Annotated in this window: 10 protein-coding genes; 3 read left to right on the top strand and 7 right to left on the bottom strand. The window is 63.3% G+C overall.

What is annotated here, in order from left to right:
* The first annotated feature begins 29 nt into the window (after positions 1-29).
* Positions 30-2684, top strand: coding sequence for a TonB-dependent receptor (locus tag Y88_RS01140; protein ID WP_018075290.1), 2655 nt, complete (start codon positions 30-32; stop codon positions 2682-2684).
* Between the two features lie 104 nt (positions 2685-2788).
* Here the strand turns inward: Y88_RS01140 and Y88_RS01135 are convergent, their stop codons facing one another.
* Complete coding sequence (locus Y88_RS01135) at positions 2789-3568, bottom strand: crotonase/enoyl-CoA hydratase family protein (RefSeq protein ID WP_008065402.1); 780 nt, start codon at positions 3566-3568, stop codon at positions 2789-2791.
* A 351-nt stretch (positions 3569-3919) separates the two neighbouring features.
* Between Y88_RS01135 and Y88_RS01130 the strand changes: the two genes are divergently transcribed.
* Positions 3920-5143, top strand: coding sequence for an NADP-dependent isocitrate dehydrogenase (locus Y88_RS01130; protein WP_008065401.1), 1224 nt, complete (start codon positions 3920-3922; stop codon positions 5141-5143).
* Between the two features lie 135 nt (positions 5144-5278).
* Here the strand turns inward: Y88_RS01130 and Y88_RS01125 are convergent, their stop codons facing one another.
* The 6 genes from Y88_RS01125 to Y88_RS01100 all read right to left on the bottom strand — a co-directional run bounded on the left by Y88_RS01125 (position 5279) and on the right by Y88_RS01100 (position 14972).
* Positions 5279-6310, bottom strand: coding sequence for a zinc-dependent alcohol dehydrogenase (locus Y88_RS01125; protein ID WP_008065400.1), 1032 nt, complete (start codon positions 6308-6310; stop codon positions 5279-5281).
* 373 nt (positions 6311-6683) lie between these two features.
* Positions 6684-9326: an alanine--tRNA ligase gene (gene alaS, locus Y88_RS01120; RefSeq protein ID WP_008065399.1), complete on the bottom strand. Its 2643-nt coding sequence runs from the start codon at positions 9324-9326 to the stop codon at positions 6684-6686.
* Between the two features lie 43 nt (positions 9327-9369).
* Positions 9370-10206 (bottom strand): class I SAM-dependent methyltransferase, encoded by an 837-nt coding sequence (locus tag Y88_RS01115; protein ID WP_008065398.1) that lies wholly within the window; start codon positions 10204-10206, stop codon positions 9370-9372.
* A gap of 264 nt (positions 10207-10470) precedes the next feature.
* Positions 10471-11541 (bottom strand): recombinase RecA, encoded by a 1071-nt coding sequence (gene recA, locus Y88_RS01110; RefSeq protein WP_008065391.1) that lies wholly within the window; start codon positions 11539-11541, stop codon positions 10471-10473.
* A 282-nt stretch (positions 11542-11823) separates the two neighbouring features.
* Positions 11824-14256: a hybrid sensor histidine kinase/response regulator gene (locus Y88_RS01105; protein ID WP_008065382.1), complete on the bottom strand. Its 2433-nt coding sequence runs from the start codon at positions 14254-14256 to the stop codon at positions 11824-11826.
* On the bottom strand, positions 14253-14972 hold the full coding sequence (locus Y88_RS01100; protein WP_018075293.1) for a DUF2062 domain-containing protein: 720 nt from the start codon (positions 14970-14972) through the stop codon (positions 14253-14255). Before Y88_RS01100 ends, Y88_RS01105 begins: the two co-directional genes overlap by 4 nt.
* Positions 14973-15149: 177 nt before the next feature.
* Between Y88_RS01100 and ubiM the strand changes: the two genes are divergently transcribed.
* Entirely contained in the window at positions 15150-16322 is a 1173-nt protein-coding gene (gene ubiM / locus Y88_RS01095) for a 5-demethoxyubiquinol-8 5-hydroxylase UbiM (protein ID WP_008065378.1), read from the top strand.
* Positions 16323-16333: the final 11 nt, after the last annotated feature.

Raw genomic sequence — 16333 nt, 5'->3', positions numbered from 1 at the left:
ACCGCGCCGAGTTGAGGGGAGCTGAACTGATGACTTCGTATTCGAAGGCCCGTTGGGGCGTGAGCCTGCTCGCCATGGGGATGGCCATCACCGGAACCCAGGCTTTCGCGCAATCGACCGGCACGCTCGATTTCGACAAGGAAATCGTCGTCACCGGAACGCACGACAATGCCAGGCGCGGCATCGACGGCCTTGTCATTCCCGACACGTCGAAAGCCAAACTCGAACTCAATCAGGCCTTCATCGAACATCAGGTTCCGGGCCAGTCGATCAACGACATCATCAACTACCTGCCAGGCGTCAGCTTTCAGAACAACGACCCCTACGGCGGTGCGGGCGGCACGCTCACCATTCGCGGGTTTGACGCCACGCGCATTTCCGAAACCTTTGACGGCGTCACGTTGAACGATGACGGCAACTATGCGCTCTATGCGCAGGAACTGCTCGACACCGAAGTGATCGACAAAGTGACGGTCAATCTCGGCACGACCGACGTCGACAGCCCGACGTCCTCGGCCTCGGGCTCGACGGTCAACTTCATCTCGCACATGCCGACCGACAAGACCCACGCCAAGCTGGTCGCATCGGGCGGCACTGACCACTACTATCGCGTGTTCGGCATGATCGACACCGGCACGTTCGGTCCGTGGGGGACCAAGGCGTGGTTCTCGGCCAGCAAGACGCAGAACGATTCCCCGTTCAACAACTATGGCCACATCCGCAAACACGAGTTCAACGGCCGCATCTATCAGCCGCTGTCAAAGCCGGGCGACTTCATCTCACTTGCCGGTTTCTATGTCGTCCTGCGCAACAATTTCTCGGGCTCGGTGCCGCTGTCGAACACCGCGCTCGCCGCTGACTCGGGTTCGGGCCTCACCTCTTTCCCCGCGACGACGGGGCCGGGCAGCTATTACAACTACAGCGGCTGCACCACGGCGACCGGGACCAAGGGCGTCGCCGACAGCGCCAATTCCTGCGGCAGCGCGTTCGACTACCGCTACAATCCAGCCAACCTGCTCAACCTGCGCGCGGCGATGAAGCTGACGCTGACCGACAAGCTGACGTTCACCTTCGACCCTTCGTACCAGTTCACCAAGGCGAACGGTGGCGGCACGGCCAACGCCTATGAGTCGGGCTGCTATCTGGTTTCGGGCAAGTGCACGACGGCCTCGGCCACTTCGATCCCGAGCGGAACGCCCCTCTACGGCTACGTCAACGGCAGCTATTACCTTGGCAAGGATCTCAACGGCGACGGCGACAGCATCGACTCTGTCCGCATGCTCGTCCCCAGCCAGACCAAGACCCACCGTGTCGCGCTCACCACCTCGCTCCGCTACGACGCAGCCCCCAGCCAGACTCTGCGCGTCGCATATGCCTTTGCCCGCTCGGACATCACGCAGTCGGGTGAAATGACCCCGATCGGCAGCGACGGCGGCGCGCTCAACGTCTGGGCCGTAAACAACCCGATCTCGGACACGGGCGGCAGCCTGATCCAGAAGCGCGACACCGACTCGATCGCGACGATGCACCAGGTCTCGGGCGAGTATCGCGGCAAGTTCCTCGACAATCGCCTGACCGTCACCGCAGGCCTGCGCGTTCCTTTCCTTCAGCGCCAGCTGACCAACTACTGCTTCACCCGCAACGCAGGCGGCGGCGTCAGCTGCGCCTTCGGGGATTCAGCGGCAGCCTATCAGGCAGCCTTCCCCTACAGCATCGGATCGAGCGGATCGCCGAGCGGCTCCGCCCTGCCCCAGACGCGCAAGTATTCCTATAGCGCGGTCCTGCCCAATGCAGGCCTGACGTTCGTCCTGCCGGTCGGCGAAACCTTCTTCAACTACTCGAAGGGGTATTCCGCGCCGCAGACCACCGCGCTCTACCAGTCGTTCTATTTCCAGCAGGGTACACCCGGCGTCGAAGCCCAGCCTGAAAAGACCGACAATTTCGACCTTGGCTGGCGCATCAACGACCGCAAGGTCACGGCGCAGGTGGATCTCTGGTACACCCACTTCAGCAATCGTCTCGGCACCGCCTACAACCCGACCGAAGGCACCTCGATCTATTCGAACCTCGGCTCGGTAAAGCGCTACGGCATCGATGCCAACCTTGCCTACAACGTCAACGAACACGTGACCGCGATGGTCTTCGGCTCGTGGCTGCACTCCGAAATCCAGAGCAATGTCACCGCCGGTTCGTGCTCGACGACGATGGTTGCCATCGGCGTCAACGGCTGCACCACCGTCAACCAGCTCGCCTATTACCAGACGGCGGGCAAGTTCGAATCGGGCATTCCGCAGTACACCGTCGGCGGCCGTCTCCAGGGCAATTACGGCCCGCTGCTGTTCGGGGTGCAGCTCAAGCACACCGGCGCCCGTTATGTGAACGACCAGAACACGCCGTTCCTGTCCTCGGGCAATACCGGTGTGACCGACGGCGCGGTCGTCTATCCGGCCAAGACTCCCGAATATACGCTGGTCGACATCGACGTCCGCATGAAGCTGGCGGCGCTCGGGCTCCACAACGACAGCTCCTATGTCCAGCTCAACGTGTCGAACCTGTTCAACCAGCACTATGTCGGCGGCTTCAGCGCCACGACCTCGCCCACCCAGACCTTCACCGGCACCCTCACCAATGCACAGATCGGTGCGCCGCGCGCGGTGATCGGGACACTCGTCCTGGGCTTCTGATCCAACGGGCGCGTGCCTGATCCCAAAAAGGGCGGTGATGCACCTGCATCGCCGCCCTTCCTTTTTTCAGGCATGGCGCCGGGGCGGTCCTCCCCGGCCGGGGATCACTTTCCCTGCCAGTTGGGCTTGCGCTTCTCGGCAAAGGCCGCCGCCCCCTCGCGCGCGTCCTGCGAAGTGAACACCGGGTCGATATAGGCCTGCTGCCGCCCCCACATGTCCGCTTCGGTCCATTCGTGCGAGTCGCGCACGATGGCCTTCGACGCGATCAGCGCGAGCGGTCCGTTCTCGGCAATGCGGGCGGCGAGCACGCGGGCTGCCTCGATCGCGGGCCCCTCGGTGATCTGATTGATGAAGCCAAGCTCATAGGCGCGCTGGGCCGTGATGAAATCCCCGGTCAGGGCAAGCTCCATTGCGATGCGCGGCGGGATCTGGCGCGGAAGCCGGATCAGCCCGCCTGCCGCTGCGGCAAGACCGCGCTTCACTTCGGGAATGCCGAACTTCGCCCCGCCATGGGCCACGATCAGGTCACATGCGAGCGCCAGTTCCATGCCCCCTGCCAGCGCATACCCGTCGACTGCGGCGATAATCGGCTTTTTCGGCGTCCATTGCGACAGCGCCCCGAACCCGCGCCCGGGCACGGAAGGCGACTCGCCACGCAGAAACCCCTTGAGATCCATGCCCGAACAGAACGTTCCCCCTGCCCCGGTCAGAATGGCGCAACGCAAGGCACCATCCGCATCAAGCCGGTCCATCGCCGCGGCGATCCCTTCGGCCGCCGCCTTGTTCATAGCATTCTTTGCCTCGGGCCGATTGAGCGTGACGATCAGGACATTGCCGCTGATCTCGGTCAGAACTTCGGCTTCCTGCGCAAGGGTCTGGGTCATGAATAGCTCTCCCAACAACTTAATTGATCGATTAAGTTCTAGGCCGCATTCCCCCTCCCTGTCCAGTACCGAACAGGATCGATGTCCGGTTCGAAACTCCGACGGGCCGGCGCGGGTGCCGCACCCCGGGTGTCGGCCCAGGCTCTCATCCCCAGACTCTCATCCCCAGACTCTCATCCTACGACGAATGCGCCGAAAGTCGGGGGAGGTCATGGGGGGCGGCGCTGCTTGCACCGTTTGTCGCACCTGCTAAGGGAACCGGCATGAGAGTCTGGTTCGAAACTCACCCCAGGGCGCGTTTGGTGTCAGACCCTGCGACCTCTCTCCCACCCAGGAAGGCGTGATATCGACATGGCCAAGATCAAGGTGAAAAACCCGATCGTCGAACTCGACGGCGACGAAATGACCCGCATCATCTGGGAATGGATCCGCGAACGACTGATCCTTCCCTATCTGGATATCGACCTCAAGTACTACGACCTGTCGGTCCAGAACCGCGATGCCACCGCCGACCAGATCACCATCGATTCCGCCAATGCGATCAAGGAATACGGTGTCGGCGTCAAGTGCGCGACCATTACCCCCGACGAAGCGCGCGTCACCGAATTCAACCTGCACAAGATGTGGAAGTCGCCCAACGGCACCATCCGCAACATTCTTGGCGGCGTTGTCTTCCGCGAACCGATCGTGATCCAGAACGTTCCCCGGCTGGTTCCGGGCTGGACCGACCCCATCGTCGTCGGCCGTCACGCTTTTGGTGACCAGTACAAGGCCACCGACACCCGCATCCCGGGTCCGGGCAAGCTGCGTCTCGTCTGGGACGGCGAAAACGGCGAAAAGATCGACCTCGACGTGTTCGATTTCCCGAGCGCTGGCGTCGCCATGGCGATGTACAACCTCGACGACTCGATCCGCGACTTCGCTCGCGCGAGCTTCAACTACGGCCTCTCGCTGGGCTGGCCGGTCTACCTTTCGACCAAGAACACCATCCTCAAGGCCTATGACGGCCGCTTCAAGGATCTGTTCGCCGAAGTGTTCGAAACCGAAGGCTTCAAGGAAAAGTTCGCTGCTGCCGGCATCGAATACCAGCACCGCCTGATCGACGACATGGTCGCCTCGGCGCTCAAGTGGTCGGGCAAGTTCGTCTGGGCTTGCAAGAACTACGACGGCGACGTGCAGTCGGACACCGTCGCGCAGGGCTTCGGTTCGCTGGGCCTGATGACCTCGGTTCTGATGTCGCCCGACGGCAAGACCATCGAAGCCGAAGCTGCTCACGGTACCGTGACCCGTCACTACCGCCAGCACCAGCAGGGCAAGCAGACCTCGACCAACCCGATTGCGTCGATCTTTGCCTGGACCCGTGGCCTGATCTATCGCGGCCGCTTCGACGAAACCCCCGAAGTGGTGCAGTTCGCCGAAACGCTCGAAAAGGTCTGCATCGAAACCGTCGAAAGCGGCAAGATGACCAAGGACCTCGCCATCCTGATCGGGCCCGACCAGCCCTGGATGACCACCGAGCAGTTCTTCGAAGCGATCGTGAAGAACCTCGAAACCAAGATGGCCAGCTGGTCCTGAGGATTTCCCTTCGCATGGGCTCGCTCCGGCGAGCCATGCGAAGGCCCCTCTCCCGACCGGTCTATGGACCACGAAAAAAGGCCCCGGCGTAATGCCGGGGCCTTTTTTGTGAGCTGTCGAGGCTTGAACGAAGGCTTATTCGGCCATGTCGAGGACCACGCGGCCTTCGATCTGGCCCTTGTGCATGCGATCGAAGATGGCGTTGATGTCGTCGAGCTTGGCGGTCTCGATCGTCGCGCGGACTTTGCCCGCTGCCGCAAAATCGAGCGATTCCTGAAGATCGAGGCGGGTCCCGACAATCGAGCCGCGCACGGTGATGCCTTCGAGCACGACGTCGAAAATGGGTAGGCCGAATTCGCCCGGCGGAAGACCATTGAGCGCGATCGTTCCACCACGGTCGACCATGTCGATTGCCTGACGGAATGCGCTGGTACCGACTGCCGTGACCAGCACACCCTGCGCACCGCTGCCGGTGGCCTTGCGGATCGCTTCACCGGGATTTTCATGGAGAGCGTTGATCGTCGCGATCGCGCCCAGCTTGCGCGCGAGTTCGAGCTTCGCATCGTCGATGTCCACCGCAACGACATTGAGCCCCATCGCGACCGCATATTGCACTGCCATGTGGCCAAGCCCGCCGATCCCGGAAATGACCACCAGATCACCGGACTTGGTATCGGTGACCTTGAGCCCCTTGTAGACCGTCACCCCGGCGCAGAGCACCGGCGCGATCTGCTGGAACGAGATATTGGCAGGCAGGTGGCCGACGAAATTGGGATCGGCGATCACGTAATCGGCAAAACCGCCGTTGATCGAATAGCCGGTGTTGAGCTGTTCGGCGCACAGGGTTTCCCAGCCACCGAGGCAGTGACGGCAATGGCCGCATGCCGTGTAGAGCCAGGGAACGCCGACGCGGTCGCCTTCCTTCACATGGGTGACGCCTGCGCCGACGGCAGAGACATATCCCACACCTTCATGACCGGGAATGAAAGGCGGCTGGGGCTTCACCGGCCAGTCGCCGCAAGCGGCGTGAAGGTCGGTGTGGCACACGCCCGACGCCTGAATGGCGACCTGAATCTGACCCGGGCCTGGTTCCGGCACGGCCACTTCCTCGATCACCAGCGGTTTGCCGAATTCGCGAACTACGGCAGCCTTCATCGTCCGGGCCATCAAACATCTCCTGAAACTGTGCGTCGGAAGGATCCGCGCACCTTCACCGCGTTTTCCTGCCCAAGCGAGCGGCAGGGGGCATTGCGCTTTATCAACCCGGCTGAACACGCTTCAGCCGCACGTGATAAGGCCCGCACATTCAAGCACATGGCTTGCAAGGGCGTCGACCCAAAGGCGACAGGACGGGGGCCTTCCCGGCACATCGCCCGCCTTGCCTGTCTCAGTTCTGCGTCACAGACAGAGAGCATGCCCCATTTCTACCGAAAACATACCCCCATTGCCCGCCAACAAAAAGGCCGCCCCGGCAAAGCTGCTGAAGCAACCCTGCCGAAGACGGCCTTTCATCTGAAAACGGAAGAAAGTTTGGTTGGGATCAGCCCGCCAGGACAGCCTTGGCCGCAGCGATCGCCTCGGCGGCCTTGCTGCCGTCGGGACCACCGCCCTGCGCCATGTCCGGACGACCGCCGCCGCCCTTCCCACCAAGCGCTGCAACGCCCGCGCGCACCAGATCGACGGCACTGACCTTGCCGACAAGATCGTCGGTCACGGCAGCCGCGATGCTGGCCTTGCCTTCGTTGACGGCGACCACGGCAGCGACACCCGAGCCCAGACGCTGCTTGGCCTGATCGAGCAAGCCGCGCAGTTCCTTGGGATCAAGGCCTTCGAGCACCTGGCCCGAGAACTTGATGCCGCCGATTTCCTCGTCGGCGTCAGCCGGGCTTGCTCCGCCGCCGCCCAGCGCAAGCGCCTTTTTCGCTTCTGCGAGTTCGCGTTCCAACTTGCGCCGTTCCTCGATCAGCGCGGCGACGCGCGTTTCGACTTCCTCGGGCGTCGTGCGCAGCAGTCCTGCGGTATGCTTGAGCGCGTCTTCGCGTCCGACCAGCCACTGGCGCGCGGCTTCCCCGGTCAGTGCCTCGATACGGCGCACACCCGACGACACGGCACTTTCCGAAACGATACGGAACACGCCGATGTCGCCCAATGCGCGGACGTGGGTGCCGCCGCACAGTTCGACCGAATAGGTCGCATCGGACGAGCCCCCCATCGACAGCACGCGGACTTCATCGCCGTACTTTTCGCCGAACAGCGCCATGGCGCCAGCTTCGATCGCGTCGTCGGGAGTCATCAGGCGGGTGACGACCGGGCTGTTGCCGCGAATCTGCGCGTTCACTTCGGCTTCGATGACTGCAATGTCCTCGGCGGAAAGCGCCGTGGGCTGCGAGAAGTCGAAGCGCAGGCGTTCACCCGCGACCAGCGAGCCCTTCTGCATGACATGCTGACCCAGGCGGTTGCGCAGCGCCTGATGCAGCAGGTGCGTCGCCGAGTGATTGGCACGCAACGCGTCGCGGCGAGCCGTGTCGATGGCCAGACGAACCAGATCGCCGACGCGAATCGTGCCGGTTTCGACCGTGCCCTGATGCGCGTGCAGCTTGCCGAGCGGCTTTTGCGTGTCTCCGACTGCAAGCACGAGGCCGGGGCCGGTGATCGTGCCGGTGTCACCTTGCTGGCCGCCGGATTCGCCGTAGAACGGGGTCTGGTTGGTGATGACGGTGACCGCGTCCCCGGCATTCGCCTCGGTCACTTCCTTGCCGTCCTTGACCAGTGCAACGACTTGCGCCTCGCCGGTGGTGGCGGTGTAGCCGGTGAATTCGGTCGCGCCCACGCGTTCGGCGATGTCGAACCACACTTCGCTGTCGGCAGTCTGGCCCGAACCCTTCCAGGCGGCGCGAGCAGCAGCCTTCTGCTGCGCCATGGCGGCGTCGAAGCCGTCGCGATCGACCGAAATGCCGCGAGCGCGCAGCGCGTCTTCGGTCAGGTCGTAAGGGAAGCCATACGTGTCATAGAGGCGGAACGCGGTTTCACCGGGCAGCTTGGCGCCTTCATCCATGCCGTCGGTCGCTTCGTCGAGAAGCTTGAGGCCGTTGGCGAGGGTCTGGCGGAAACGGGTTTCCTCGCGCTCGAGCACTTCCTCGATCAGCGCGCGGGCGCGACCGAGTTCGGGATAGGCCGCGCCCATCTCCGTGATCAGCGAGGGAACGAGGCGATGCATCAAGGGCTCCTTGGCCCCCAGGAGATGCGCATGGCGCATGGCGCGGCGCATGATGCGGCGCAGGACATAACCGCGCCCTTCGTTCGAAGGCAGCACGCCGTCGGCCAGGAGGAAGCTCGACGAGCGCAAGTGGTCGGCGATCACGCGATGGCTGGCGCGGTGCGCGTCGTCCGCCTTGACCCCGGTCAGGTTCTCGCTCGCCGCGATCAGCGCGCGGAACGTGTCGATGTCATAGTTGTCGTGTTCGCCCTGAAGCACGGCCGCAATGCGTTCGAGACCCATACCGGTGTCGATGCTGGGCTTGGGCAGGTTGCCGGTGATTTCCCCGGCGGTCTGCTCGAACTGCATGAACACGAGATTCCAGATCTCGATGAAGCGGTCGCCATCTTCGTCGGCCGATCCCGGAGGGCCGCCCCAGATCGACGGACCGTGGTCGTAGAAGATTTCCGAACAGGGACCGCACGGGCCATCGTCGCCCATCGCCCAGAAGTTATCCTTGGTCGCGATGCGGATGATGCGATCGTCGGAAAGTCCCGCGATCTTCTGCCACAGGCCGAATGCCTCGTCGTCGGTGTGATAGACCGTGACCAGGAGCTTGTCCTTGGGCAGGCCCCATTCGCGAGTCAGCAAGGTCCAGGCATGAGTGATCGCCTGTTCCTTGAAGTAGTCTCCGAAGGAGAAATTCCCCAGCATTTCGAAGAACGTATGATGCCGCGCGGTATACCCGACGTTATCGAGGTCGTTGTGCTTGCCCCCGGCGCGCACACACTTCTGCGAGGAAGTCGCGCGGGGCTGAGCTCGGGTCTCGAGCCCGGTGAAGACGTTCTTGAAGGGGACCATCCCCGCATTCGTGAACATCAGCGTCGGGTCGTTATAGGGAACGAGCGGCGCGGAAGGCACCACTTCGTGCCCATTGGAGCCGAAATAGTCGAGGAAGGACCGGCGGATTTCGTTCGTCGATGTCATGGGATGCCGATTAGGCGACCAAGCGCCGCCGAACAAGCGGGTTTCAGCGCGCAGACCGCTCCACTGTTGCCGATATGACCCATGCGGCAGCGGGCAATGTCACGCGACCGTCGCGATGATACCCTTCGAGGACGTCCGCCATCTGCCCCAGCACGTCTTTTCGCTCGACAGGTTCGAGAGCGGCAAGGCGAGGCGCCGCCGGACCGATCCGCGCAAAAAAGGCGAGAGCATCGGCGACCGGATCGTCCCCTGCCCCCGCGACATAGGCAAAGTCCACCGGTGTGAAAGCCACGTCGCGCCATCCGGCAAGGCAGCGCCGCACATGGTCGGGATCGGCAAAGGCAAAAGGCCCCGGGGGGAAATCCCCGACCTCGTCCGTGACGGTATCGGCCGGCGGCGGCAGAATGGCGTCGAACAGGTCGGCAAAGCGATTGCCCTCCCGATCGCGAAAGCAGCTGAACACCAGTCGCGCGTCCGGCGCGGCAATGGCGGCAAAATGGCGAAACACCGCAGGCGGGTCGGCGAAGAACATGACCCCGTGACGGCTGACCAGCAAATCAGGCGCTCCGGCCGGATCGACGAATACCCCTGCGTCCCCGCAATGGAACGTGACGGCCGTTCCGCTCGCTCGCTCCCGCGCTGCCGCGACCAGATCGGGACCGATGTCGATCCCGGCAATCCTCGCTTCGGGACGGGCCGCCGCCAATGCCAGCGACAATTCCCCCGCACCGCATCCGATGTCGAGAATATGGCTGCCCGGTTCCTTCGCGATCGCATCGAGCAACCTGGGCGTGAGGTTGGCAAAGCTGCGGTCGGTCCGCTGCCACTGTTCCGCCCAGGACCGTCCCACGCGCCCCTGCCAATCACTTCCGCTGGTCATGCCGTTCTTTCCCTGTCGATTTTTTCGATCGATTTTTCCCGTGATGGACCGAAAGGAGACAGGCGGACAAGCCCCCACACGACGGACCCGGCCACGATTTTCATACAAAAAAACGGCGCGCTTCGGTCGGGAAGCGCGCCGATCTCTGATCAGGAAGTAACCTGTGGGACACACTCATCAGGGCATGCGCCAGAGGGATTGAGACATCCCCGATCCCGAAACACAGGTTCGAGAAAACCGGGGTCACTGCCTCAAAACGATGCTTCAGGCGTCATCCTCTGCATCCGGGCCGGTCATCATGCCTTCGGCAACCTGATCGGTCCGGCTGCGGATGGCTGCCTCCAGACGATTGCAGACTTCGGGATTGTTACGCAGATAGTTCTTCGCGTTTTCGCGCCCCTGACCGATGCGGATCGAGTCATAGCTGAACCAAGCGCCCGACTTCTCGACGAGGCCGGCTTTGACCCCCAGATCGAGAATTTCGCCGATCTTGGAAATGCCTTCGCCGTACATGATGTCGAATTCGACCTGCTTGAACGGCGGGGCGACCTTGTTCTTCACCACCTTGACGCGCGTGGCGTTGCCGACGATCTCGTCGCGATCCTTGATCTGTCCGGTCCGACGGATGTCAAGACGGACCGAGGCATAGAACTTGAGCGCATTGCCGCCCGTCGTGGTTTCTGGATTGCCGTACATCACCCCGATCTTCATGCGAACCTGGTTGATGAAAATGACGAGGCAGCGCGAACGGCTGATCGAGCCGGTCAGCTTGCGCAGGGCCTGGCTCATCAGACGGGCCTGAAGACCGACGTGGCTGTCGCCCATTTCGCCTTCGATTTCGGCGCGAGGCACCAATGCTGCAACCGAGTCGACCACCAGCACGTCGATCGCGTTCGAACGAACCAGCGTATCGGTAATCTCCAGCGCTTGCTCACCGGTGTCGGGCTGCGAAACGATGAGATTGTCGATATCGACGCCCAGCTTCTTGGCATAGACCGGGTCAAGCGCATGTTCGGCGTCGACGAAAGCGGCGGTGCCACCTGCCTTCTGCGCCTCGGCAATGACGTGGAGCGCAAGCGTGGTCTTGCCCGAGCTTTCCGGCCCGTAGATTTCGACGATACGACCACGCGGCAGACCGCCGATGCCGAGCGCGATGTCGAGCCCGAGCGATCCGCTGGAGATCGCCTCGATCTGCATCGTCTCTTTCTGCCCGAGCTTCATCACCGAGCCCTTGCCGAATGCCCGATCGATCTGGGCGAGCGCCGCGTCGAGCGCCTTCTGACGGTCCATTTCCTTTTCTTTGCCTTCCTGAATGAGCTTGAGCTGCGCTGCCATGGCTTTGCACTCCCCCCTTGCTAGAGATGGCTGACAGGGACCGTCAACACCCACTTCGTACTCTATTCGTTCCAATGGAACAAGAGGGGAACATAAATTTCTCGCCAAATCGGAAGCAAAGAATAGCAACCACTTAGCACATTTGGATTTTCCCCGCCCGAACGCACAAGCACCCCCGAAGACGTGGCGGGACAAAGAGAAACCCACAGATACCCACACCCGCGAGAAAGGCGGGCGCCGATGACGGGAATGGATCGCGAAAGCTCGACTCGAGCGCGCGTTTCAGGCGCCTGCGGTTCCGCGCAGCACGTCTTCCACCGCCGAAACGATCTGTTGGACCGAGAACGGCTTGGGCAGGAAATGCATGTTGGGAATGTCGATTTCCCGCCGCAGCGTTTCCTCGGCATAGCCGGACATGAACAGGAACGGCAGTTCCGGACGATGGGCGCGAATTTCGCGGGCCATCGCCGGGCCATCCATGGTCGGCATGACCACGTCGGAAACGACGAGATCGAACCCGCCGCCTTCCTCATAGGTGCGGACGAGAGTCTCGAACCCTTCCTCGCCGTCGCTGGCCGTCGTCACTTCGTACCCCTGACGCACCAGCGCCCGTTCGGCGACGGCGCGAACGGTGTCCTCGTCCTCGACCAGCAGGACGCGCCCGCCATGGGTCCATTTCTGCCGACGCACTTCCGGTTGCCGCTCGCGTGCGGCTTCGGCCAGTTCGCCCGCATCGGGAATATGGACAGGCAGGAAGATCGAGAACCGGGTCCACTTGCCCTGTTCGCTGTCGGCGAAAATGAACCCGCCCGACTGCTTGACGATGCCGTAGACGGTCGCCAGCCCGAGGCCGGTGCCCTTCCCCCGATCCTTGGTGGTGAAGAACGGCTCGAAAATCTTGTCGAGGAGCTCAGGCGCAATGCCGTGACCGTTATCCTCGACAATCAGCGCGGTATATTCCCCGACCGGCAGGAAATCGACTTTCATCGCCCGCACCTGATCGGCCGAGATGCGCCGGGTCATGAGCTTGAGCACGCCCGGGACCTTGTTGTCCGCCATGGCGTCGCGGCCATTGACGGCAAGGTTGAGCAGAACCTGTTCAAGCTGCACCGGATCGGCGCGCACGGCACCCAGCCCCCGGTCGTGACTGACTTCCAGCGTGATCTTCTCGCCCAGCAGCCGCTTGAGCAGTGTCGAGACTTCGGCCACGACGTCGGGCAATTGCAGAACTTGCGGACGAAGCGTCTGCTGCCGCGAAAAGGCGAGCAACTGGCGGGTCAGGCTGGCCGCGCGGTTGGAATTGGCCTTGATCTGCTGAATGTCGTCGTAATCGCTGTCACCGGGCGTGTGGCGCATCAGGATCAGATCGCAATAGCCGATGATCGCGGTGAGCACGTTGTTGAAATCGTGCGCCACACCACCGGCCAGCTGCCCGACCGCCTGCATCTTCGAGGCTTGCGCGATCTCGTGCTTGAGCCGGGTTTCCTCGCTCGAATCCTTGAGGCTGAGCAGCACCGCACCTTCGCCAAGGCCGCGCACGGCGGCAAGGCTGATCAGCACCGGTTCGTCCGGCGTGTTGCGCAAGCGCACGGCAACATCGCCCGACGTCGGCGCCCCTTGCGCATGGCGGCGGACGGCATCGGCAAAGGCCCCCTTGTCCTCGCGAATGACAAGGTCGGACGGATAGGGCGGCGGTTGCTTGCCCTCATGCCCGGCCGCGCGCAGGAAGGCCGAATTGGCAAAGAGAAAGCGTCCGTCGCGGTCCACCATGCCAAGGCCAAGCGGCAGGCGTGCCAGCAGTGCCTCGATCTGTGGCAATCCGGCCCGCGCGTCACCGACGCCCGCATTGGTATCGACGATCAGGAACACCGAAGGACAGATCGACGGATCGATTTCCTCTCCATCGTCCGGATCGGAAATCGGGACATGCAGGAACCGGACGGGAAGGCCCCGTCCGCGTTCGCTGACGAAATAGATGTCCTGTTGCGCGTCGGCCTCGAAATGCGAGACGAAATCGCTGCCGACGATACCCGCTTCATCGACGCCCGCAGCACGTTCGGCAAAGCTGCGATTGGCTGCAAGAACGTGGCCGTCGGGCGCCACCACGGCAGCCTGAATGCTCTCGCGCCCGAGCGCGCGGCCGATCTTGCCCCCGATGGCGGAAATGGCCTGAGCCACCGGATCGTCGCGGACGATCGGAACCAGGCGCCAGACCAAGTGGTCCTCGCCCCGCCCGGCCCGCTCCACCGACAGGCTGAATGTCCCGGCAGCGGCCGTCACTTCCTCGACCAGCGCCGAACCGTCGCGCCATGCGATCCGCGCCGCTTCATCGGCGCGTGCAGGATCGGCCGCCGCCAGCGGCAGACGCGGCGGCGGCGAAGTGCCGAACCATTCGGTAAAGCGGCCATTGGCACAGACCAGTCGCCCGGCGCGATCGGTAATCGCGATCGCATCGGAGGGATGCTCGATCGCGGCATATGTGACCGACCAGTCGGGCGCGGCGAATTCGAGGCTTTCGGGTTGGGGCCGCAAAGCGAGCCCGCCCCGGATCGCCCCGGCGAGAATCATCGCCCCACCCGCAAACGCCAAGGGCGGCAGAACGTCGCCGGTAACAAAGCCGAGCAGCCCGGCGGTACCCGTCAGTCCGGCCGCCACGATCAGCACGTCGCGCCACGATCGCGAAGGCGCGGGAGATTCGGCAATCAATGCGTTCACGCGTCCACCTGCCCGGCCCCGACGAGCGTCGCGTCGCGACTGTCACCAAGGGCGAGGCGCCCCGGTCGACGCAACTGGCCCTGCCGCAACTGACGCCGCCGCATCACCCGCCAGCGCCATACCCGTGAAGCGATCACATGACCGAGCACGGCAGCTGCCAGCGCAAGCAGGATCAGGCCCAGCCCGATGGCCGGAGCCGCATCACTTTCCCCCCACGCGAGCCATTCGGCAGGCGTCGCGCCACGCGCGATAAAGCCCGTCACCGTCGCGAGATCGGCATGATAGCCGAATCGATTTCCGATTTCGGCCGCCGCAGGAAGAAAGACGAAGAGGACTGTCGGGGGCAGCGACACGAACGTCGTAATCGCGGCAATCGGGATGTTCGCCCGGAAAGGCAGGCACAAAAGCGCCGCGCCAACGACCTGCAATCCGGGCACCATCAGGAAAATGCCGACGAAAAGCCCGATCGCCACGCCGCGCGGGACCGTCCGACGAGTGAAGCGCCACAGTTCCGGTTTCGCCGCAAGCGGCGCGACAAAGCGATTGCGCTCGAGGCGCTCGCGCGTCGGAACCTGGGATCTGCCCCATTCGATGAGTCGGCTGAACATCACGGACACCGGTAAAGCGAAGTGTTCGGCGCCGGTATAGTCTTTCCTTCCTTGGGCAAAGATGAACCGTGCGCCACGCACGATCATGATGTCACAAAGGTTGGGCATGAAACGACGAAAGTCGAACTCCGGCCCGTTCTTGCATGACCTCGCACGGGAAAGACGCCTTCCCTCGCGATTGACCCACATCATTTTTCCGCATTGCAATGGGGCCTAGGCCACCCGGAGCACACCGATCGAATGCCGGCTTCTTCCCTGACCGGACATGCCCGGACTGGAGGCTCAATGTCGAAATTTGACGTGATCGTGGTCGGCGCGGGACCGGCAGGCCTTGCTTTTGCCCGCGCGCTTGCCGGGACCGGCCTGTCATTGGCCGTGGTCGAGCGGCAGACGCGCGAAAGCCTCGAAAACGCCGCTTTCGACGGTCGCGAAATCGCTCTGACGCATCGCTCGGTGGCGCATTTGCGCGATCTTGGCGCTTGGGACCGGATCGATCCCGCCGAAGTCGCTCCCTTGCGCGAGGCCCGCGTCTTTAACGGCCGCTCCCCGCTCGCCCTTTCCTTCGACACCGCCGGAACCGATGCCGACCGGCTCGGGACACTCATTCCCAACCACTGCATCCGCCGCGCCCTCTTTGCCGCGACGAAGGATCAGCCCGGCTTCACCCTCGTCGACGGGGCCACTGTCAAGGCAGCCGGAACCGACCGCAAGGGGGCCTGGGTCGAACTGAGCGATGGAAGCCGCCTCGAAGGCCGTCTGCTAATCGCAGCGGATTCGCGCTTTTCGGCCATTCGCGATCAACTCGGCATCGGCGCCCGGATCAACCGGCTCGGAAAATCGATGATGGTCTGTCGTGTGACGCATGAAGGCGATCACGAAGGCGTAGCGACCGAATGGTTCGACCATGGTCAGACCTTTGCCATGCTGCCTCTCAACGGTCACATGTCCTCGGCGGTGCTCACTCTGCCCTCGCACGAGATCGACCGGATCGCCGCCCTTCCCCGCGATGCTCTGGGTCAGGAACTGACGCGCCGGTACCATCGTCGGCTCGGCGCGATGCAGGTCGTTGCCGACCCTCAGGTCTATCCGCTCGCCGTCACATGGTCCCGTCATTTCGCCGCCACGCGCGCGGCGCTGATCGGCGATGCCGCCGTGGGCATGCACCCGGTTACCGCGCACGGCTTCAATCTCGGCCTTGCGGGGGCCGTTCGCCTTGCCGCGCTCATCCGCCAAGCCGCGGCGCGGGGACGCGACATCGGCTCCTCGCTACTGTTGCGTCGTTACGAAGCCGGGCATAGACTTGCGAGCAGACCGGTCTATGACGCGACCGCGATGATCGTCGGGCTCTATACCGCCGAAGACCCGGCAGCACGCCTTGCCCGCCACGTGACATTGAAGGCCGCCGCCCGGCTGCCTTACATTCGCCATGGTGTCAGGCAATTACTGTTGCAGCACTGACTGGAGAGTTT

It is taken from the genome of Novosphingobium nitrogenifigens DSM 19370 (assembly GCF_000192575.1).
In the GTDB taxonomy this organism is placed as follows: domain Bacteria; phylum Pseudomonadota; class Alphaproteobacteria; order Sphingomonadales; family Sphingomonadaceae; genus Novosphingobium; species Novosphingobium nitrogenifigens.
The sequence above is the reverse complement of the archived record's forward strand: the minus strand, read 5'-3'. Positions and strand labels throughout refer to the sequence as shown.